The sequence below is a fragment of the Cupriavidus sp. F041 genome (assembly GCF_057814235.1).
The window spans coordinates 1,556,813-1,575,998 of sequence record NZ_JBVASY010000002.1 but is presented as its reverse complement, the minus strand read 5'-3'; the positions used below and the strand labels follow the sequence as shown (position 1 = coordinate 1,575,998).

The 19,186-nt window shown below is 65.2% G+C and carries 15 protein-coding genes and 3 pseudogenes; 11 read left to right on the top strand and 7 right to left on the bottom strand.

Features of this window, described 5'->3' with window-relative positions:
- Positions 1 to 186 precede the first annotated feature (186 nt).
- Positions 187 to 618 carry a hypothetical protein gene (locus tag ACZY0R_RS24445; protein ID WP_488861938.1) on the top strand — a complete coding sequence of 144 codons (432 nt, stop codon included), beginning with the start codon at positions 187 to 189 and terminating at the stop codon, positions 616 to 618.
- Positions 619 to 906: 288 nt separating this feature from the next.
- Here the strand turns inward: ACZY0R_RS24445 and ACZY0R_RS24440 are convergent, their stop codons facing one another.
- Together ACZY0R_RS24440 and ACZY0R_RS24435 are read right to left on the bottom strand one after the other, a co-directional pair.
- Positions 907 to 1,506, bottom strand: a complete 600-nt coding sequence (locus tag ACZY0R_RS24440; protein ID WP_488861936.1) for an NADPH-dependent F420 reductase — start codon at positions 1,504 to 1,506, stop codon at positions 907 to 909.
- A 76-nt stretch (positions 1,507 to 1,582) separates the two neighbouring features.
- Positions 1,583 to 2,113: a zinc-binding dehydrogenase gene (locus tag ACZY0R_RS24435; RefSeq protein WP_488861934.1), complete on the bottom strand. Its 531-nt coding sequence runs from the start codon at positions 2,111 to 2,113 to the stop codon at positions 1,583 to 1,585.
- 371 nt (positions 2,114 to 2,484) lie between these two features.
- Here ACZY0R_RS24435 and ACZY0R_RS24430 point away from each other — a divergent pair, with 371 nt between their 5' ends.
- From ACZY0R_RS24430 to ACZY0R_RS24415, 4 genes and pseudogenes are all read left to right on the top strand, one after another.
- Positions 2,485 to 2,616 carry a hypothetical protein gene (locus ACZY0R_RS24430; protein WP_488861932.1) on the top strand — a complete coding sequence of 44 codons (132 nt, stop codon included), beginning with the start codon at positions 2,485 to 2,487 and terminating at the stop codon, positions 2,614 to 2,616.
- Positions 2,617 to 2,661: 45 nt separating this feature from the next.
- Complete coding sequence (locus tag ACZY0R_RS24425; protein ID WP_488861930.1) at positions 2,662 to 2,886, top strand: hypothetical protein; 225 nt, start codon at positions 2,662 to 2,664, stop codon at positions 2,884 to 2,886.
- Positions 2,887 to 2,930: 44 nt separating this feature from the next.
- Positions 2,931 to 4,118, top strand: a pseudogene (locus ACZY0R_RS24420) (IS3 family transposase); the annotation flags it as partial.
- A gap of 435 nt (positions 4,119 to 4,553) precedes the next feature.
- On the top strand, positions 4,554 to 5,627 hold the full coding sequence (locus tag ACZY0R_RS24415) for a helix-turn-helix domain-containing protein (protein WP_488861928.1): 1,074 nt from the start codon (positions 4,554 to 4,556) through the stop codon (positions 5,625 to 5,627).
- A 32-nt stretch (positions 5,628 to 5,659) separates the two neighbouring features.
- Here ACZY0R_RS24415 and ACZY0R_RS24410 read toward each other — a convergent pair whose 3' ends face one another.
- Positions 5,660 to 6,622, bottom strand: a complete 963-nt coding sequence (locus ACZY0R_RS24410) for a tripartite tricarboxylate transporter substrate binding protein (RefSeq protein WP_488861926.1) — start codon at positions 6,620 to 6,622, stop codon at positions 5,660 to 5,662.
- A 351-nt stretch (positions 6,623 to 6,973) separates the two neighbouring features.
- On the opposite strand from ACZY0R_RS24410, the gene ACZY0R_RS24405 reads away from it, so the two are divergent.
- On the top strand, positions 6,974 to 8,143 hold the full coding sequence (locus ACZY0R_RS24405; protein WP_488861924.1) for a thiolase domain-containing protein: 1,170 nt from the start codon (positions 6,974 to 6,976) through the stop codon (positions 8,141 to 8,143).
- Between the two features lies 1 nt (position 8,144).
- Positions 8,145 to 8,542, top strand: a pseudogene (locus ACZY0R_RS24400) (Zn-ribbon domain-containing OB-fold protein).
- A gap of 31 nt (positions 8,543 to 8,573) precedes the next feature.
- Here ACZY0R_RS24400 and ACZY0R_RS24395 read toward each other — a convergent pair.
- Positions 8,574 to 9,290 carry a GntR family transcriptional regulator gene (locus ACZY0R_RS24395; protein WP_488861922.1) on the bottom strand — a complete coding sequence of 239 codons (717 nt, stop codon included), beginning with the start codon at positions 9,288 to 9,290 and terminating at the stop codon, positions 8,574 to 8,576.
- A gap of 294 nt (positions 9,291 to 9,584) precedes the next feature.
- Here ACZY0R_RS24395 and ACZY0R_RS24390 point away from each other — a divergent pair, with 294 nt between their 5' ends.
- The 4 genes from ACZY0R_RS24390 (at position 9,585) to ACZY0R_RS24375 (ending at position 15,655) form a co-directional block, all read left to right on the top strand.
- Positions 9,585 to 11,261 carry a GMC family oxidoreductase gene (locus tag ACZY0R_RS24390; RefSeq protein ID WP_488861920.1) on the top strand — a complete coding sequence of 559 codons (1,677 nt, stop codon included), beginning with the start codon at positions 9,585 to 9,587 and terminating at the stop codon, positions 11,259 to 11,261.
- Between the two features lie 102 nt (positions 11,262 to 11,363).
- Positions 11,364 to 13,139, top strand: a complete 1,776-nt coding sequence (locus ACZY0R_RS24385) for a hypothetical protein (RefSeq protein WP_488861918.1) — start codon at positions 11,364 to 11,366, stop codon at positions 13,137 to 13,139.
- A gap of 133 nt (positions 13,140 to 13,272) precedes the next feature.
- On the top strand, positions 13,273 to 14,181 hold the full coding sequence (locus ACZY0R_RS24380; protein ID WP_488861916.1) for a TauD/TfdA dioxygenase family protein: 909 nt from the start codon (positions 13,273 to 13,275) through the stop codon (positions 14,179 to 14,181).
- A gap of 52 nt (positions 14,182 to 14,233) precedes the next feature.
- The gene (locus ACZY0R_RS24375; protein WP_488861914.1) at positions 14,234 to 15,655 is read left to right on the top strand and encodes an aldehyde dehydrogenase family protein; all 1,422 of its coding nucleotides are present in this window, start codon (positions 14,234 to 14,236) and stop codon (positions 15,653 to 15,655) included.
- Positions 15,656 to 15,883: 228 nt separating this feature from the next.
- On the opposite strand, the gene ACZY0R_RS24370 is transcribed toward ACZY0R_RS24375, so the two are convergent.
- The 3 genes and pseudogenes from ACZY0R_RS24370 to ACZY0R_RS24360 form a co-directional block, all read right to left on the bottom strand.
- Positions 15,884 to 17,011: an acyl-CoA dehydrogenase family protein gene (locus ACZY0R_RS24370; protein ID WP_488861910.1), complete on the bottom strand. Its 1,128-nt coding sequence runs from the start codon at positions 17,009 to 17,011 to the stop codon at positions 15,884 to 15,886.
- Positions 17,012 to 17,026: 15 nt separating this feature from the next.
- Entirely contained in the window at positions 17,027 to 18,223 is a 1,197-nt protein-coding gene (locus tag ACZY0R_RS24365; RefSeq protein WP_488861908.1) for an acyl-CoA dehydrogenase family protein, read from the bottom strand.
- 177 nt (positions 18,224 to 18,400) lie between these two features.
- Positions 18,401 to 19,175 (bottom strand): annotated as a pseudogene (locus ACZY0R_RS24360) (SDR family NAD(P)-dependent oxidoreductase).
- Positions 19,176 to 19,186 lie beyond the last annotated feature (11 nt).

Here is a 19,186-nt window from a genome sequence, read left to right as displayed (position 1 = left end):
CATTCAGCGTGCCTTGCTGAAGGTCCCCTAATCGGCCGGGAGCGGCCGGTCGCCGCGGTATGCCGGTGTCTAGCCGCCTTCATCCAAGCCCGAGACGGAGTCCTATGGTAAGGTTGGGAGGATGAGTTCATGGCCTTCAACTGGTGATGCATGGGCTGCACCTATGCGCTGGGAGAGTGATGCAGCATGAGTGATGCGAAGCAGGAGACGCGGCGCACGCTGCGGACTGAGAGAGTTTCAATCAGCAGGGCTTTGCGCCTGAGCGTGCCGCCAGAGGCCAGGCCTGCGCCGGTCAACGGGAAAGACTGGCTGCGGCAGAGGAAAGAGCAATTGCAGGCTGCCCGTGCCGCTGCAAAGCAAAGGCGCGATCTACTAAGAGCCGAAATCATGTCGGCCGTGCAAGATATTGCCCGAGAGGAACGCACTGCTGCGCGGCTCGAAGCTGAACGCCGGAAGGCGGAAGCCAAGACCGCGCGGACCTACGCGCGGGAGGAAGCACGCGCCGCCGCCAAGTTCGAGCGCGGCCAACCAACCCGCTCGGCGTCCAAACGAAAGACGCTTGCTAATGAGAAACGTAAGCTGGTTTCTTACGCTGATCTGTTGCGGATGCGTGGGTGATCTGGCGGAAGTTCGACAGGGCGGACTGCCGATCGATTTCGTGGAAAGCGGCGTCGATCTCGTGATCCGATTCGACTCGCTCTCGGACAAGCCGCTGAACGCGCGCTGGGCCAGCTTTGCCCATTCAACGGCTGCTTCTGGGTTGCAGCCGTCCGGACCGGCAGCCGTTCCCAACCCGTTGCCGACGTTCGAAGTGGCGTCCCGCCAACGGCAGATCACAAAGACAACCGGACATCCACCCGCTCTGCTTCCCGAATAACGCGACATTGGTTTGCATACCTTGCAGTCCTATGCGACGACCCAGTCGTGGCCAGCAATCGGACCACCCGCTTGCTGCATGCGACCGCCCGAAACCAGACCGCCAAGATCCACTGGTGCGTAGCCAAAACCGTTGACGAGTCCGAGCACCACCTCCTTTGCGTCCTTGTCGTCACCGGAGACGAAGATGACGCGCTTTCCGTCATGAAACTTCGGGCCCTTGTCGTAGTGCTCCATGCGGATAGCATTGAACGCCTTGACGACGCGAGCCCCTGGCGCTTGTGCCGCGACGATCTCGCTGGCGCCCGTGCCCCCCAGGTCCGCCAGAATGAGCTCAGGCTCGAGTTGCGTAAAAGGGTTGGTGGTATCCACCAAAATGCGACCTGCCCAATTGGGCAGCCCAACCAGGGCCGACGGGACTTGAAGCCATGGAACGGCGAGCATGACCAGCTCGAGCCGGGCCACCTCCTGGACCGTATCTGCCGACGCGTTCGGACCGAGTCCGGCCACGATATCGCCCAAAGCCTGCGGCCCACGACGAGCGCTCAAGGCAACCTCATGTCCTGCTTGAATGGCACTCCTGGCGATGGACTGCGCTACAGCACCGGCTCCAATAAAACCAATCTTCATTTCGACACCTCAGCGGTAACGTAAGTCAACGAAGCCATGCTCGTCCAGGAGCACGGCACTTGGGAGAACAGCCAGTTCAGTTCGATGAGCGCAAGTCGACCAGCACCTTGCCACCCTTGATCGCGTGAGCGACGGCCTTTTGGTAGTCCGCAAGCGGATAGACGGCAGCCACAGGCAGGTCAAGCCCGCCGCGAGCCATCAGTTCGGCAGACTCCTTGATTGCGTCCACGATGTACGGCAGGTATTCGGGAAGGTCGATGTATATGCCGCGCACGACAATGCCGCGCAGATGCAAGTCCACGACCTTGAGCGGCGTGACCAGCTCGCCGCTTGTGAACGCATAGCTCACCAGCGTACCGTTTTGCGACAGCACGTCGATCAGGCGCACCGCAGCCGAACCGCTCAGGCCGTCGATAGCCAGACGGACGTTGCCCGGACCGACCGCGGCCTTGGCTTTGTCGATGGCGCCCGGCTCGTCGACGAGAACGACGTCCCCACCAGCTTCTCCCAGTTCCTTGACCAGTTCCGGACGACGGACGAAGTTGATGGTCCGCAGGCCACGCTGTCGCGCAAACGCTGAAGAGATGATGGCGCAGCGGTTGCGCAAGGGGGTCGAAGACGGCGATTTACCGCCTGACACCGACGTGCCCGCACTTGCTGCCTTCTACAGCGCCGTGACCCGCGGAATGGCCGTCCAGGCACGAGACGGAGGCGGCCCGCAAAAACTGAAGGCGATCGCAGACGTCGCCATGCAAGCATGGCCAGCTCAAAGCGGTCGGGTAGGATCTGCAAGGCCCCGGGGGACTCGCGTTGTCTGACCGGCCGTGCTGCACGGAGTGGTCCCGCAACGGCGCCCGCAGGGCGTCGATTTGGAGCGTCATGCTCTGCTTCCTTCCGTGGACTGACGCAGCACCGTCACGCCGTGGGTGAGTGCGTATCCTTCGGTGCTCAGAATCCAGTCGGAGGTAGGCCCGAGTTATGAAGCTCACGCTCGACCACAATGTCATCATCGACTTAGCAAGTGGCTCTATCAATATCGTGCGCCTTCGCGAGATCCTTGCAAAGAGCGAGCAACGTAACCTGTCAGAAGTCGCTGCCCATAGTCAGTAAGACTGGAATGTTCGCCGATTCACCCTTCTGCCAACGCTCCACGTGATGAACACCGATCAGCCACGTACCATAGCGACCCATTTAGGGCAGCGTGTCGAAGAAGAGATAAACGGCGGCTATGCGGCCTTCCCGGGCAACAATGAAGTCAGTGCCAGCGTAAGCTGGAGCCTCACCTGGACGGCCGGATACCCATCGGATCCGCCCGCCATCGCCCGACACATCGGGCTCGGCGATTGGCTGGTAAAGTGGACCCATGATTTGAGGCAGTGATCAGGCGGTAGTTTAAGCTGTCGTCCTTGACGGGGTGATGGCGAATGAGTGAAGGCAAGAAACGCAAGGTGCACACGGCGGAATTCAAGGCCAAGGTTGGTCTGGAGGCGGTGCGCGGGGTGAAGACGATCAGCGAGATTGCGCAGACATACGGCGTGCATCCGGTGTTGGTTGGGCAGTGGAAGAAAGAAATTCTTGAGCGGGCCGGCGCCCTGTTCGAAGCCAGGCGCGGCCCGAAGCCGGCCGAGGACAAGAGCGGCGAGGATCGCCTGTACGGCGAGATCGGGCGGCTGAAGATGGAGGTGGACTGGCTCAAAAAAAAGTTGGGGGAATGAGCCGGGAAGCCCGGATGGGATGGATCGATGGCGCGGAGGAATTGCCCTTGAGCCGGCAGTGCGACCTGGCGGAAGTGTCGCGCGCAACGGTGTATCGGCGGCTGGGCAAGAGCACGCGGGAAGAGCGCGACGAGGATCTGCGGCTGTGCCGGCTGATCGACGAGGAATATACGAACCGGCCGTTCTACGGCAGCCGGCGCATGGTGGTGTTCCTGCGCGGCCAGGGCTGCGTGGTGAACCGCAAGCGTGTGCAGCGCCTGATGCGCGAGATTGGGGTTGGCGGGCATGGCGCCAGGGCCGGCGACGAGCGCCAAGCATCCGAAGCACAAGGTCTATCCCTACCTGCTGCGCGGCGTGGCGGTGACGCGGCCGAACCACGTGTGGTCGACCGATGTGACCTACATCCGGCTGGCGCGCGGCTTTGCCTACCTGGTGGCGATCATCGATTGGTACAGCCGGAAGGTGCTGTCCTGGCGCCTGAGCAACAGCATGGACGCGTCGTTCTGCGTGGACTGCCTGGAGGATGCGCTGCGCGAGTATGGAAGGCCGCAGATGTTCAACAGCGACCAGGGCTCCCAGTTCACGAGCCACGTCTTCACGGGCGTGCTCAAGCGCGAGGGCATCGCCATCAGCATGGACGGTCGCGGCCGGGCGCTGGACAACATCTTCGTCGAACGGCTGTGGCGCAACGTGAAGCACGAGGATGTGTACCTGAAGGGGTACGCCAACATGGCGGAGCTGATGATCGGGCTGGCGCAGTACTTCTCGTTTTACAACGAGGAACGACCGCACCAGTCGCTGGGCTACAAAACGCCGGATGCCGTCTATGCCAGCGGCGAGGGCGGTGGGGCAATGATTGTCGATAAGTTCGGCGGTGCGCGGGGAGAATCCCCTGCTCCGCTACGCTGCGCAGGGGATTCTCCCCGCGCACAACCAGGGCAGCGCTGTTCCGCTGCATGTGAAGAAATGGATGCAGCTTAAATTCGGTTGAAAGCTGTCTTGACTGAGGGGTCCACTTTAGGCAGCCGTGTGCCGTTTGGCTCTGGTCGACCCGAAAGAGGCAGTGGCCCTCCTCGAAAGCGGTCCTTCCGACAAGCCGGGACAGAAATGTGACGCGGCCACCGATAGTCGGTCTGCTCAAGATCATGTGTGGTTTCCAAGCACTGAAACGAACGATTTGCCGGCGAGTCGTTCACTGTGCGCTATGGCAAAACAAGTACTGGTATGCTTTGCAGTAACTAGCGCGCTCCGGGCGGGCTGGTGGCTCAACATAAGGTTCAGCCGCACGGGGCGTGATCATAACTGGACGAAGAATCAGCGATGGGCGCTGCATTGAACGACGACCTGCCACACACTGCCATGCCGCTAAGCCGCTTGTTGTTGCCGCCGGAACCGCCGACGCTTGCGCCCGGCATCGTGCACAGCAATTTCAGCGTGCAAGGCGACGCCCGTCAAAGCTTCCGTGCCTGGCAGGAGCGTATGAGTCCTGTCTACGACATACGGCCTCCGTCAAAGCGAGCCGAGGATACCTTCGATGCATCGCTGTCTCGTTACACGATCGACAATCTGAGCTTCTTCGACTTCCACACCGGGCCGAACCTGGCCGTGCGATCGTTGGGCCGGGTTTCGACCGAGAGCGTTCATGACATAAGCTTCAGCGTGTTCCTTGAAGGGCCACCGGGGCAGTTCCTGGGCGGCAAGCCGCCGCTCGACGCGCAGCACATACCGCAAGTGCCAAGTATCCTCGCGCTGGACATGGATCAGCCGTGCACAATCCGGAGTTTTCAGGGTCGGATACTGCTCCTTTTTGTGCCGCGCGCTTTGGTGGAGAGGTCGTTCCCTGATGCCGCCTCGCTGCATGGCCGCTGGATTCACGCAACCACTCCTTTGATACGCCTGATAATTGAGCATCTGGTTGCGTTGAATCGACAAATCGTCGGGCTCGACCGGGAGGAAGCGCGTCAGCGCTTTATCACCGCGGTAGAGCTGCTTGTCGCCGCTTTCAGCCGTCAAGCCGGTCTTTCCGGCAATGGCCGCGCGGCGGTACGTGCTGCCGTCTATGGACAGGTGCGGCGACATGTCGAGGCCAATCTGCACGATCCGGATTTGTCGCCAGACAGCGTGCTGGCATCGCTGCATCTCTCGCGCGCCAGCGTGTACCGTCTCTTTGAGCATGAAGGCGGCCTGGCCGCTTATATCCGCAGCCGCAGGCTGCGCATGGCGGCCAATGAGCTGGTGCGCTTTCCGCATATAGAAGTACAGGACATTGCCTCGGGGCTAGGTTTCAATGATGCGTCGAGCTTTACGCGTGCATTCCGTCGCGCCTTCGACATCGCGCCACGGGAGTTACACGAGTACGCGCCGTTGCTCCAGCGCAAACATGCGGCACAGGAGCGCTTCGCGTAGACTGGCAGTGTTGAACACCCCAACACTCCCCCCTACCTTTTAAGGTTGGTCTTCGCCACCAGTCCCTTCATCACCACGTCGTCCGCCGCGATCATCGCCTTGAAAGTAGCCGCGTCGGCATACGCGATCCCCAGATGCTGCCGGCGCAGCGCTTCCACGAACACGGGATCGGCCACCGCCTTGCGGGTTGCGACCGTCAGCACTTCCAGCACTTCGGGTGGCGTGCCTTTCGGCGCAGCCAGTCCGCGCCATGTCCCGATCGAAAGATCGATCCCCTGTTCGCGCAGCGTGGGAACGTTCTCGAAACCCTTGACGCGCTGGTCGGCCATCACCGCCAGCGTCCTGAGCTTGCCGGCGGCCACGTAGGCCGAAACTTCGGCCGGGCTGACGGCCACCGCGTCGATGTGCCCACCCATCAATGCCACCAAGGCGGGCGCGGCGCCGGAGAACGGCACGTGATTGAACCTGATGTGCGCCTTGTCCTCCAGCGCCGTCGCCGCCAGGTGCCAGATCGATCCGGGCCCCGAATTCCCCACCTGTACCTCGCCGGGATGCGCCGCGGCGAACTTCAGGAACGCATCGATGGTGTTCCAGCGCGAGTCGGCCTTTACCGTGATGGCGGACGGATCGGCATTCAGGCGTGCAATCGGCACCAGGTCGGCGGCGTTGAGGGTGGTCGGCCCAAGGTGCGGAACGATGACGGCTTCCGCGATGATGATGCCAAGCTTGTACCCGTCCGGCTTCGCCCGGGCCACTTCCGTCATGCCGATTGCGCCGCTGGCACCTGGCTTGTTGATCACGGTCAGCGGCTGCGGCAGGTACTTGCGCATGGCTTCGCCGAATGCGCGGGCGACCGTGTCGGTGCCACCGCCCGCCGCGCTCGGCACCACGAGTTCGATCGGACGTTCTGGGTAGGGAGCGCCCTGCGCCAGGCCGGCGGCGGCCAGCGAGGCAAGGAGCGTGGCCATGTGGGACAGCTTACGGAGCAATCGCATCAACGTCTCTCGTTCTGGGGTGTCTGCGAAACCGAATCCATCGCGGGGAAGCCCGGCGCTGGCTCGGCTGCGTCGCAGGTTGTCTCAAACACGCTCCGGACTGCGCGGGGCGGCGTTCCGGGAGCGCGTTGCCAGCCGCCCCCGGCCTCATCATGCTACCTGCCGGAACAAAGCGGCCACCCTCCGCGCGCAGCCGCAGGGGTGCATCAGCATCCATTTATACGTACATATGACGCGCTGTCACCCCACCTTAATTGGGTAGGGGACCATCTTCAGCTTGCCTGGTGACCCGGGTGTGCGGCTACGATGTGCGAACAAAGTGCCGACATCTGATACCTGGAGAAAACCAGCGTGAGCATCAAAGGCAAGGCATATATCGTCGGGGCCTACGAGCACCCGACCCGCAAGGCACCGGACAAGACCGTCGCGCAACTGCACGCCGAGTGCGCCAAGGGCGCGCTGGAAGACGCCGGACTCAGCCTGCAGGACGTGGATGGCTATTTCTGCGCGGGCGACGCGCCCGGCCTCGGCGCGCTCAACATGGTCGACTACCTCGGCCTGAAGGTGCGCCACGTCGACTCCACCGACACCGGCGGCTCGGCGTATCTCGTCCACGTGTCGCACGCCGCCCAGGCCATCGCCGCCGGCAAGTGCAATGTGGCGCTGATCACGCTGGCGGGGCGGCCGCGCTCGGAAGGGTCGAGCGGCACGCAGGCGCGCAACTGGGGCGCCAACCTGCCCGACCAGCCGTTCGAGGCGCCGTTCAACCCGGTTACGGTGAATCTGTACGCGATGGTGGCGATGCGCAATATGTACCAGTACGGCACCACCAGCGAGCAGCTGGCGTGGATCAAGGTCGCAGCGTCGCATCATGCCCAGCACAATCCCCACGCCATGCTGCGCGATGTGGTGACGGTGGACGACGTGCTGAACTCGGCAATGATCTCCGATCCGCTCCGCAAGCTCGACTGCTGCGTGGTGTCCGACGGCGGCGGCGCGCTCATCGTGGCGCGTCCGGAAATCGCCGCCAGGCTCAAGCGCCCCAAGGTCAAGATCCTCGGCGCCGGCGAGGCCGTCAAGGGCCAGCTCGGCGGCATGGTCGACCTAAGCTGGTCGGGCGCCGCCATCTCGGGCCCGGTCGCCTTTGAAGAAGCCGGCATCCGGCCGTCCGATATCAAATACGCCTCGATCTACGACAGCTTCACCATCACGGTGCTGATGCAGCTGGAAGACCTGGGCTTCTGCAAGAAGGGCGAAGGCGGCAAGTTCGTGGCCGACGGCAACCTGATTTCCGGCGTGGGCAAGCTGCCCTTCAATACCGACGGCGGCGGCCTGTGCAACAACCATCCCGCCAACCGCGGCGGCATCACCAAGGTGATCGAGGCCGTGCGCCAGTTGCGCGGCGAAGCGCACCCGGCCGTGCAGGTCAGGAACTGCGACCTGGCGCTGGCCCAGGGCACCGGCGGCTATCTCGGCTCGCGCCATGGCAGCGCCACCTTGATCATGGAACGGGAGCAATAAGATGGCGACCCCCTACACCCCACCCTGTTGAAGGCACCGGCCGAATCGCCGGACAACGCGGCGTTCTGGCAGGCCGCGCGCGAAGGCCGCCTGCTGGTCAGGCATTGCAAGTCCTGCGGCAAGCCGCACTGGTATCCGCGCACGCTGTGCCCGTTCTGCATGGGCGAGACCGAATGGAAGCAGGCCTCGGGCCGCGGCACCGTCTATTCGCTCAGCGTTACCCGCCGCGCCGGTCCCACGCCCTTCTGCATTGCCTATGTGGAGCTCGAGGAAGGCGTATCGATGATGACCAACATTATCGATTGCGACCTGGACGCGGTGCGCATCGGCCAGCCGGTCCGGCTCAAGTTCGCCGCGACCGCCGATGGGGCGCCGGTGCCGGCCTTCACGCTCGCCTGACTGACGGGCGAACGCCGCTCGACAACGCCGGCTAGCGCGTCACCGTCGCTTTGTGGGAGTAGCGGTCGCCCCGAAAGATCAGCTCGGATGTGCAAAGCGCGATGCCACGGATATCGATCGGAGTGCATCGCAGGCGTAGCAGCGGGGTTCCGTCCGCGACCCCCAGCCGCCGCGCCACATCCCCGGCGGCAGGGATCGCCGAGCTTTCGGTAGTGACCTCTTTCATCCGGTAACCCAGCCGGCTCTCGAAGATCGCCATGACGTCATTGGTCTCAAGGTCCTCCTTCACCAGCGCGCGGATCACCGCTTCGTCACCCATGATCATGAAGAGGGCCGCGGGCTCGGCATTCGACATCCGGAGCGTAGTGGCGCAAAGCAGCGCAGCGCCCGAATTCAGGCCCAGTGCTTCCACGGCAAACGCCGGCGCCTTGATCTTGCGCACCGAGACCAGCTTGCCATGGGCAAGCTTCCCCCGTGCGCGCGAAGCCTCATAGAAACCCGTCAGCGGCCCCAGGTTCGAGGTCTCGGCGGGCCGGGTCACGAAGCTGCCCTTGCCGTTGACTTTCTCGATCAGGCCGCTGGCGTGCAGTCCAGCCAGCGATTGCCGGACCGTGATGCGACTGACGCCAAACTCCGCCATCAGTTCGGATTCCGACGGCAGCTTGGCGCCAGGCCCAAGCTTGTTGTCGACGATGCGCTGGCGGAGTTCTTCTTCGATTTGCCTGAATCTGGGCTGGGGAGTCGTCAAGGTCCGGGTCCTTCGTGTTTCGAGCGGATCCCCTGGCTGGAGATCCTGGCGGTCCACGGATTATACCCATCATAACAGGACCCCTCTTTCATCCTTGACCTATTATAACAGGTCGTGGCAGTATTGAACCGCCAAGAGTACGGCCGACCGTACCGCCGGCCAGAGATACGGAGCGAGACACAGACGCACCGGTTGCCAGTCATGCGCAACCCCGGTGTGACCCTTTGCGCGCTCTCGTGTCTTGCGCGGCGATACCGGCCAGCGAGCAACGCTTCACGAATACGAGAGAACGGAATGAGCAACGCAGCACAGAATTCCCGCGCGCAAGCGGCCGCGGCGGAGTATGACTACATCGTCGTCGGCGCGGGCTCGGCCGGCTGCGCCCTGGCGGCGCGGCTGGCGGAAGATCCGGCGGTCACGGTGGCATTGCTGGAGGCTGGCCCGGACGACCATCACTACAGCGTGTGGACGCCGCTCGCCCTGGCGGCCGTGGTACCCAAGCGCGGTCCGCGCAATTACGCTTACCGCACCGTTCCGCAGCCGGGCCTCGGCGGGCGGCGCTCCTACCAGCCGCGCGGCCGGGGGCTGGGCGGCAGTTCTTCGATCAACGGCATGGTCTACATCCGCGGCCACCGCAATGACTACGACCTTTGGGAGCGGCTGGGCTGCAAGGGCTGGGGTTACGACGATGTGCTGCCCTATTTCCGCCGCAGCGAGCGCAACCAGCGCGTCAGCGATATGCACCATGGCAGTGATGGCCCACTGCATGTCAACGACCTGCGCACGCCGAACCCCTTCTCGCAGCGCTTCGTCGCGGCGGCCGTGCAGGCCGGCTTGCCGTTGAACAATGACTTCAATGGCGCGGAGCAGGAAGGTGCCGGCCTGTACCAGGTCACGCAACGCAACGGCGAACGCTGGAACAGCGCGCGCGCCTACCTGCATGGCGGCGACGCCGCCGACACCGCGCTGAACGGCGGGCGCAAGGGCCTGACCGTGCTGACCGAGACGCAAGCGCTGCGCGTGGTCTTCGAAGGCAAGCGCGCCACCGGGGTGCGCGTGTCGCGCGCCGGCGCCGAGCAGACCCTGCGCGCCAGACGCGAAGTCATCCTTAGCGGCGGCGCCTTCAATTCCCCCCAGTTGCTGCTGGCCTCGGGCATCGGCCCCGCATCGAATCTGGCCGAACACGGCATTGCCGTGGTCCACGACCTGCCAGGTGTCGGCGAAAACCTGCAGGATCACCTCGACATCACCCTTTGCCAGCAGGTCCGCTCGACCGATCTGTACGGCTACAGCCTGGGCGGCGTGTTCCGGATGCTGTCGGAGATCCGGCGCTACCGGCGTGAGCGCACCGGGATGCTCAGCTCGAACCTGGCCGAAGCCGGCGCCTTCATCAAGAGCCGCCCCGATCTCCCCGAGCCGGACCTGCAACTGCATTTCATGCCCGGACTCTCGCCCACCCACACCGGAATGAGCCGGCGCGAGATGAAGCATGGGTTTACCGCCCTCGCCTGCGTGCTGCGCCCGCAGAGCCGGGGACACGTGCGGCTGCAGTCGACCGATACGCGCGATGCGCCGCTGATCGATCCGCGTTTCCTGTCGGCCGAAGCGGACATGGCCGGCATGGTGGCGGGCGTCAGGGAGATGCGCCGCATCTTCTCGCAGCCGGTGCTGGCAGGCGCGGGCGGCAAGGCGCTGCTCACCGATGCGTTCGGCGCCGGCGAGGGCAACGAAGAGGCGATCCGTGCCTACATCCGCAAGCATGCCGATTCCGTATTCCACCCCGTAGGCACCTGCAAGATGGGCACCGACGACATGGCGGTGGTCGACCCCGAACTGCGCGTGCGCGGCGTGGAGGGCCTGCGCGTGGCCGATGCCTCGATCATGCCGACCCTGATCGGCGGCAATACCAACGCGCCGGCCATCATGATCGGCGAGAAGGCGGCTGACCTGATCCGCACGGCCGCCAGGTAACCGGGCCGCCCGGGAACTGGCCGCGCCGGTTTTTCCCGGCGTAGGCCGGCGAGCCGGGTGGTCCTTCATGACAGACGACATCCCGAAGCAGAAGTGAGTGATATGATGCAAAGTCCTTGCCCCACCCGGTTGACTTCCGACCGTACCCACGCCCGCGGCCTCCGGCTTGCCCTGGCGATGACGCTCGCCGCTGCCGCCGCGGCAGCGCACGCGGCCGGCCCCGCTGGTCCGGCTCCCAACCCGTATCTCGCGCAGTCCTACAACAACCAGACCCACTGGAACGATGCCGCTACGGACAGCGTCGGCTTTGCCGTGCCGCGCGGCAACTTCGAAGTCACGCCCGATTCGGTGCAGGTCATTCCCAACGAATCGGGGAGCCTGCCCCTGGTCGCCGATCGCGTCGGCGGCAAGGACATCTACTGGTGGTGGGCCGGTTTTTCGCTGCGCAAGGTGGGCGTGGATGGCGACAAGCTGGTGGAACTCGCCCGCACCGGGATCCCGGTACACCTGCCGAACTACACGCCGGTCACCGCAGAGCAGCGCCGCGAACAGGCCGCGGCAGTGAAGACGTTCCTCGATGCAAGGGACGAGCAGGGGCTGCTCGACTATATGAAGTCGCAGCCGAACCGCGCCCTGACGCTGGCGGAAGATCAGGTCGCCAACGGCGCAGTCTATGCGGTGCTCGGCCGTGACGATGCCTTCTACGGCTGCAGCGGCCGGCAGATCTTCCGTATCGCCCAGGAGGATCCGAAGGAAGCGGGCTCCGGGATGAAGGCGCCGCGGGCGATCACGCTGCCGGCTTCCCTTTTCGACAATGCCAGGGCGGCGAGCGGCACGCGCAGTCCGGCCGACATCCTGTTCGGCATGGGCATGTCCTACAACGGCTACCTGGTCGTGAATACGCTGGGCGGCAAGGTCATCACCCTGAACCGCGACACGCTCGAAGTCGTCGACGCCTTCACGGTTGCGGGCAAGGACGAGCTGTTCATGAACAGCTTCGCCACCGGCCCCGAGGCCAACGGCGGCGCGGTGTATGTCGCCTCCAACACGACTATGTACCGCCTGGTGGTGGACAAGGACGGCAAGATCCGCAGCGACGAAGCCAGCGGCGCATGGCAGGCGTCCTACGATCGCGGCGTGCGCATGCCGGCGCCGAAGATTGGCGACGGCACCGGCTCGACGCCGACCCTGATGGGGTTCGGCCCGAATGAGGACAAGCTGGTCGTCATCACCGACGGCGCGAAGAAGATGCACCTGTTGGCGTTCTGGCGCGACAAGATCCCCGCCGGCTGGAAGCAGAAGCCCGGCACGCTGTCGCCGCGCATCGCCGACCAGAAGGTGGTCGACATGGGGCCGGCGCAGGAGTCGGTGCAGTCGGAGCAATCCGTGGCCGGCTTCGGCGACTATGCCTTCGTCGTGAACAACATTCCCACCGGAAGCGCCCCCCAGCTCAGCCCGTCCGGCACCTTCGCCAGCCTGGTCAACGGCGCCACCCGCCCCGGCCCGGCCGGCGTCGCCGCCCTCAAGTGGCAGCAGAAGGCACATGCCTGGAGCACGCAATGGGTGCGCACCGATGTGTCCTCGATCTCGATCGTGCCAATGATCAGCGGCGCCGGCCGCATGGCGATCATCGACGGGTATTTCACTGGCAAGTGGAATGATCGTTACCACATCGGCATGGATCTCGACACCGGCAAGACCGTGATGACAATCCGCACCGGCAGCGACCCGACCTTCAACGGCTTCTACTCGCCCATCAAGGTCGATCCGCAGGGCCGCATCTTCTACAGCGGTGCGTTCGGGCTGATGCGCCTGGACACGGCGAAGATGCGGCGCGTGCCGGCGGACGAACCGGTGATGACGGCGCGGCGCGACTGACGCCATGCGTGGCGCATTGCCCGCGCTTTCGCAAGGAGCCTGGCTGGCACGAACGCGTCAGCCTGTATGCAACTGCCGTATAGCCAGCGCCAGGTGGCGGCTGATGGCAGCCCCAAAGAAGAGGAGACACAAAATGCAAGCTGCTGTTACCGCCCCCGACCTGCCTGCAACCAGGGCGACGGACACCGAGAGCTGGCCCTTTAACGTCAGGCGGTCCACGCCGACCATCGGCGCGGAGATCGGCGGCATCGACCTGCGCCAGCCGCTCGACGACGCTACCTATCTCGCCCTGCGCCGCGCGCTGGTGAAGTTCAAGGTGCTGTTCTTCCGCGACCAGGAAATCTCGCCGGCGCAGCATGTGGCCGTGGCGCGCCGCTTCGGCGAACTGGAGATCCACCCCATGATCGGCCACCACCCGGACCATCCGGAGCTGGTGGTGTTTGGCCGCGACGGGGGGCAGCGCGGCCGCGAGAACCTGTATCACTCCGACGTGTCATGGCGCGAAGTCCCGTCCATGGGCTCGATGCTGCGTTGCGTGGAAACGCCTGAGGTGGGCGGCGACACGATCTGGGTCAATATGGCGGCGGCCTATGCCAACCTGCCGGAAGATGTCAAGGCGCGCATTGCCCGGCTCAATGGCGTGCACGATGCGATGCCAACCTTCGGCCAGGCGCTTGCGGACGACAAGTACGAGGCCATGCGCCAGAAGTACCCGCCCGCGGTCCACCCCGTGGTGCGCACGCATCCGGAAAGCGGTGAGAAGATCCTCTACGTCAACGAGGGGTTCACGACCCACCTCGCCAATTACGCCAGGGAGCAGCCGTACCGCATCGGCTCCGATTTCCGGCCGGCGGAGATGGACCTGATGCAATACCTCTTCCGCCAGGCTGCCGCGCCCGAGTATCAGGTGCGCCTGAAGTGGCAGCGCAACACCATTGCCTTCTGGGACAACCGCTCCACCCAGCACTATGCAGTCCAGGACTACTTCCCGGCGGTACGGCACATGATGCGGGCAACCGTCATCGGCGGCCGTCCGGTCTGAGCCACGCATTCGGCTGCTCGTACAACTCGTACAAAACACGAAGGAGAACGCTATGAAGATGCTGAACCATTTCTACATCAACGGCCAATGGTTCGAACCATCCGCCGGCAGCACGCTGGTGGATATTGTCGATCCGGCCACCGAAGCACCGGCCGGCAAGCTGGCAATGGGCACCGCCACGGATGTCCACGCCGCCGTCGCCGCCGCGCGGGCTGCCTTCCCGGCGTGGTCGGAAACCAGCCGCGAGGAACGTATCGCCCTGCTTGAACGCGTGATCGAGCTTTACCGCGCCCGCCTGGGCGACATCGCCGAGGCGGTGCGCGCCGAAATCGGCGCCCCCATCACGCTGTGCAAGAACGTGCAGGCGCCAATCGGGCTGGCGCAGATCCAGGCCGCGGTGGAGACGCTGCGCCATTTCGAGTTCGAGACCACGCATGCCAGGAGCTATGTCCGGCGGGAGCCGATCGGCGTCGCCGCGCTGATCACGCCCTGGAACTGGCCGTTGAACCAGATCACCGCCAAGGTTGCGCCGGCGCTGGCCGCGGGCTGCACGGTGGTGCTCAAGCCGTCCGAGATCTCGCCGCTGGACGCGATCATCTTCGCCGAGATCATGCACGAAGCCGGCACGCCTCCCGGCGTATTCAACATGATCTATGGCGCAGGCCCGATCGTGGGCGCCGCCCTCTCCTCGCACCCCGGCGTGGACATGGTGTCGATCACCGGATCCACGCGCGCCGGCGTGGAAGTGGCGATCAGCGCCGCCCCTACCGTCAAACGGGTGGCCCAGGAGCTTGGCGGCAAGTCCGCGCTGCTGATCCTCGACGATGCTGACCTGCAAGCCGCGGTGACCAGCGGCGTGGCGCAGTGCATGGCCAACTCCGGACAGACCTGCGTGGCGCCGACGCGCATGCTGGTGCCGCGCGAACGCTATGAGGAGGCCGTCGCCATCGCTGCCGCGGTTGCCAACGCGGTCGTCGTGGGCGACCCGGCGGATCCGGCCACCAAGATGGGCCCGATCTCCAACCGTGGGCAGTACGAAAAGGTGCAGCGCATGATCGGCATCGGCATCGAGGAAGGCGCGCGCGTGGTGGCGGGCGGCCCTGGCCGTCCGGAAGGACTGGAGCGCGGTTTCTATGCCAGGCCCACCGTTTTCGCCGATGTGCGCAATGACATGGCCATTGCTCGCGAGGAAATCTTCGGGCCCGTGCTGACCATGATCCCATATGACGGCGAAGACGACGCCATCGCGATTGCCAACGACTCCGTGTTCGGCCTGGCCGGCTATATCGCCTCGGGCAACCCCGAACGCGCACGCCGCGTGGCGGCCCGGCTGCGGGTGGGGTCGGTGCGGATCAATGGGGCGATGCTGGATATCACGGTGCCTTTCGGCGGGTACAAGACTTCGGGCAACGGGCGGGAGTATGGGGCCGAGGGTCTGGCCGAGTTCCTGGAGTGCAAGTCGGTGACGAGCTGAAATAAGAGAAGAAAGCGAGGTTTATCCGGCTTTCGTGTCGGTCACAGCACTGCCGCGCTCTCCCGCATGGCGGGAGGGGTTGGGGGAGACAGCGGGCCTGCGCAAGAGCGAGGCGCATCACGTTGAGCGAGCGCCCGCCCTCTCCCCCGTCCCCTCTCCCATTTCATGGGAGAGGGGAGCAAACCCGCGTTTTGCTGCAGGCCACTCGCCCCCTTCAGAACACAGGCACTACGCGGCCATCGCCACGCAATACCGCCCCAGGTGGTAGTCCGAATCCCCCAGCAGCACATCCATCATCGCCAGCCGCTTGAAGTAGTCCCCCACCTCCAGCTCATCGGTCATGCCCATGCCGCCGTGCAACTGCACCGCTTGCTGGCCGACCAGGCGGCCAGCCCTCGCCACCACCACCTTGGCGCCGGACAACATGCGGCGACGCGCGGCGAGGTCGGATTCGGTCAGCCCCTGCGCGGCAACATAGGCCATCGACAGCGCCAGCTCGGCCTGCACCAGCATATCCGCCATGCGATGCTGCAGGGCCTGGAAGCTCGCCAGCGGCTTGCCGAACTGGTGACGGTTGCGCAGGTATTCGCCGGTGATGGCAATCAGCTTCTCCATCGCGCCTGCCGCTTCAGCGCAGAGCGCGGCAATGCCGTGATCGATACCGTGTTCGAGCGCGGCCAGGCCATCGGCAGGCTGGCCGATCATCGCATCGCGGCCCACCAGCACATTGCCCAGCGTCAGGTCCGCGGCATGCAGGCCATCCATGGTGGGGTAGGCACCGATGGTCAGCCCGGGCACGTCGCGCGGCACCAGGAATAGCGCAAGGTCGTTGCTGCCGGCGACACGGGCGCTGACCAGCAAGGCGTCCGCGGCCGCACCGTGCCAGGCCAGCGACTTGATACCGTTGAGCACATAGCCGTCGCCGCGGCGCTCGGCGCTGGCGCGCGCGGCCTCCGGGCGGTAACGGGTGGCGGGTTCGAGATAGGCCAGCGCAAGCACGCGCTCGCCGGCGGCAAGCGCGGGGAGCCAGGCTTGCTGCTGCGCCTTGCTGCCGTACGCGGCGAGCACCGCCGTAGCCATCACCGCGCTGGGGATCACCGGTTCCAGCACCAGGCCCCGGCCCAGTTCGCGATGCACCACCAACTGGCTCGCCGCGCCCTGGCCGAAGCCGCCGAATTCCGGCGGCACGGTCAGTCCCAGCACGCCCATCTCGGCCAGCGCCGACCACATCCTGCGGTCGAAGCTGCCGCCGTCGCGTGCGCTGTTGCGGCGTTGCGTAAAGGTATATTCCGTGTCGACGAACCGGCGCAGGCTGTCCGCCAGCATTTGCTGTTCTTCGCTGCAGGTGAAGTCCATGTCTGCTTAGTCCCTTCAGAAACCGAGGATCATCTTGGCGATGATGTTCTTCTGCACCTCGGTGGCGCCGCCATAGATCGTGGTCTTGCGCATATCGAAGTAGGTCGAGGCCGCCGGCGCGGCCCAGTCCGGGCCGCTGACCGGTTGCACGGAGCCCGCGTCAAGCCATTGCGGCGCAAATGGCCAGGCGTGCGGGCCAGCCACCTCCATCTGCAGCATGGCGATGTCCTGCTGCAGCTGGGAGCCGCGAATCTTGATGATGGAGGCCTCGGGGCCCGGGCCCCGGCCGCCATCCTGGGTGATCGCGCGCAGCAGCAACATCTCCAGCGCCATCAGGTCCATCTCCAGGCGCGCGATCTTGTCGCGCATGCGCACGTCCTCGCTCATCGGACGCCCCGCGCCATCGGTGGCCTGGCTGGCATAGTGCTTGAGCTGGCGCAGCTCGCGGTGGCAATGGCCGATGCCGGCAATGCCGGTGCGCTCATGGCCCAGCAGGTATTTGGCGTAGGTCCAGCCACGGTTTTCCTCGCCCACGAGGTTGGCGACCGGCACCTCGACATTCTCGAACCACGTTTCGTTGACATCGTGACTGCCGTCGAGCGTGACGATGGGCCGCACGGTGATGCCGGGCGACTTCATGTCGATCAGCAGCATCGAGATGCCTTCCTGCTGCTTGGCCTCGGGATCGGTCCGTACCAGGCAGAAGATCCAGTCTGCGTACTGGGCCATGGTGGTCCAGATCTTCTGGCCGTTGACGATGTAGCAGTCGCCCCGGCGCTCGGCGCGCGTCTTCAGCGAGGCCAGGTCGGAGCCCGAGCCCGGCTCGGAGTAGCCCTGGCACCAGAAATCCTCCATGCCCGGGATACGCGGCAGGAAGCGCGCCTGTTGCTCGGGGCTGCCGTATTTCATCAGCGCCGGGGCGATCATGGTCAGGCCGAACGACAGCAGGCGCGGCGCGCCGGCGCGGAATGTCTCGATCTCGAAGATCAGGCGCTGCATGGCGGTCCAGCCGGTGCCGCCGAATTGCTTCGGCCACGCCGGCGCGCCCCAGCCGTGCGCGTGCAGGATGCGGTGCCAGCGCACGTAGTCGTCCTTACCCAGGCGGCGGTGGCCCAGCACCTTGTCGCGGATATCGGCGGGCAGCTTGTCCTGCACAAAGGCACGGACCTCCTCCCGGAACCCTTGTTCCGCCGCGGTGAATCGCAAATCCATTGGCTTGTCCCCTCGTATGCTCGCGCGCGCCCGGCGCCTCTCTGCCTGCGCCAGGCCCTGCGTGTTTGAAAGTGTCTGGCTCCCCCATGCTAGCGGTACGAGACGCGTCCCGGCCGCGCGCCGACGGGGGGGCCACCCATCGGGCAAGAACCCCCTGCCTGCGTCGCCGCACCGGATTCAAAGGCCGATGGTGTAGCCCCCGTTGACCGACAGGTGCTGCCCGGTCACATAAGAGCCCGCATCGGAAAGCAGGAAGCAAACCGGACGCGCCACTTCTTCCGGCGCCGCCCAGCGCCCCAGCGGGATCTGCGCGAGGTAGGTGTCCCGGAACTTGTCGCTGCGGATGGTCTCGGTCATCGGCGTCTCCACCACGCCGAAGCCGACGGTATTGACGCGGATGGCGTACCTGCCCCACTCGCGCGCCGCGCACATGGTCAGGCCCAGCACGCCCGCCTTCGCCGCGCCGTAGTTGATCTGGCCGATGGTGCGGCGGCGTCCCGCGTCGGAAGAAACATTGACGATGGCCCCGCCTGTGGCGTCTCCGGCGCGCGCGCTCCAGCATGTGGCGGCCGGCCGCTTGCAGGAAGTGAAAGGAGCCGGTCAGGTGCACGTCGATCACCTGCTGCCAGGCTTGCGCCGTCATCTTCTCGATCATGGCCGGGCGCGTGATGCCTGCGTTGTTGACCAGGCCATGCACGGCCCCGAAACGCGCCACGGCTTCGCTCACGGCATGCGCGGCAAATTCCGCGTCGGCTACGCTGCCGGCCAGGGTCAGCAGCGGGGCGTCGCCACAGGCCAGCCGCAGTTCGGCCAGCGCTTCGGCGTTCAGGTCCACGGCGGTCACCTCGGCGCCCAGGTCCAGCGCCAGTCGCGCGATGGCGCGGCCGATGCCCTGTGCCGCGCCGGTGACGATGATGCTCTTTCCCTGCAGGGAATTCGGGGTGCAGTCCATATTCTCTCCTT

What these genes read in the sequence shown, in the direction of transcription:
- ACZY0R_RS24440 (WP_488861936.1), bottom strand. Translation starts at nt 1,506, where the DNA reads ATGAAGATTGGTTTTATTGGAGCCGGTGCTGTAGCGCAGTCCATCGCC.
- ACZY0R_RS24425 (WP_488861930.1), top strand. Translation starts at nt 2,662, where the DNA reads ATGAACACCGATCAGCCACGTACCATAGCGACCCATTTAGGGCAGCGT.
- ACZY0R_RS24445 (WP_488861938.1), top strand. Translation starts at nt 187, where the DNA reads ATGAGTGATGCGAAGCAGGAGACGCGGCGCACGCTGCGGACTGAGAGA.
- ACZY0R_RS24390 (WP_488861920.1), top strand. Translation starts at nt 9,585, where the DNA reads ATGAGCAACGCAGCACAGAATTCCCGCGCGCAAGCGGCCGCGGCGGAG.
- ACZY0R_RS24385 (WP_488861918.1), top strand. Translation starts at nt 11,364, where the DNA reads ATGATGCAAAGTCCTTGCCCCACCCGGTTGACTTCCGACCGTACCCAC.
- ACZY0R_RS24410 (WP_488861926.1), bottom strand. Translation starts at nt 6,622, where the DNA reads ATGCGATTGCTCCGTAAGCTGTCCCACATGGCCACGCTCCTTGCCTCG.
- ACZY0R_RS24375 (WP_488861914.1), top strand. Translation starts at nt 14,234, where the DNA reads ATGAAGATGCTGAACCATTTCTACATCAACGGCCAATGGTTCGAACCA.
- ACZY0R_RS24365 (WP_488861908.1), bottom strand. Translation starts at nt 18,223, where the DNA reads ATGGATTTGCGATTCACCGCGGCGGAACAAGGGTTCCGGGAGGAGGTC.
- ACZY0R_RS24430 (WP_488861932.1), top strand. Translation starts at nt 2,485, where the DNA reads ATGAAGCTCACGCTCGACCACAATGTCATCATCGACTTAGCAAGTGGC.
- ACZY0R_RS24380 (WP_488861916.1), top strand. Translation starts at nt 13,273, where the DNA reads ATGCAAGCTGCTGTTACCGCCCCCGACCTGCCTGCAACCAGGGCGACG.
- ACZY0R_RS24370 (WP_488861910.1), bottom strand. Translation starts at nt 17,011, where the DNA reads ATGGACTTCACCTGCAGCGAAGAACAGCAAATGCTGGCGGACAGCCTG.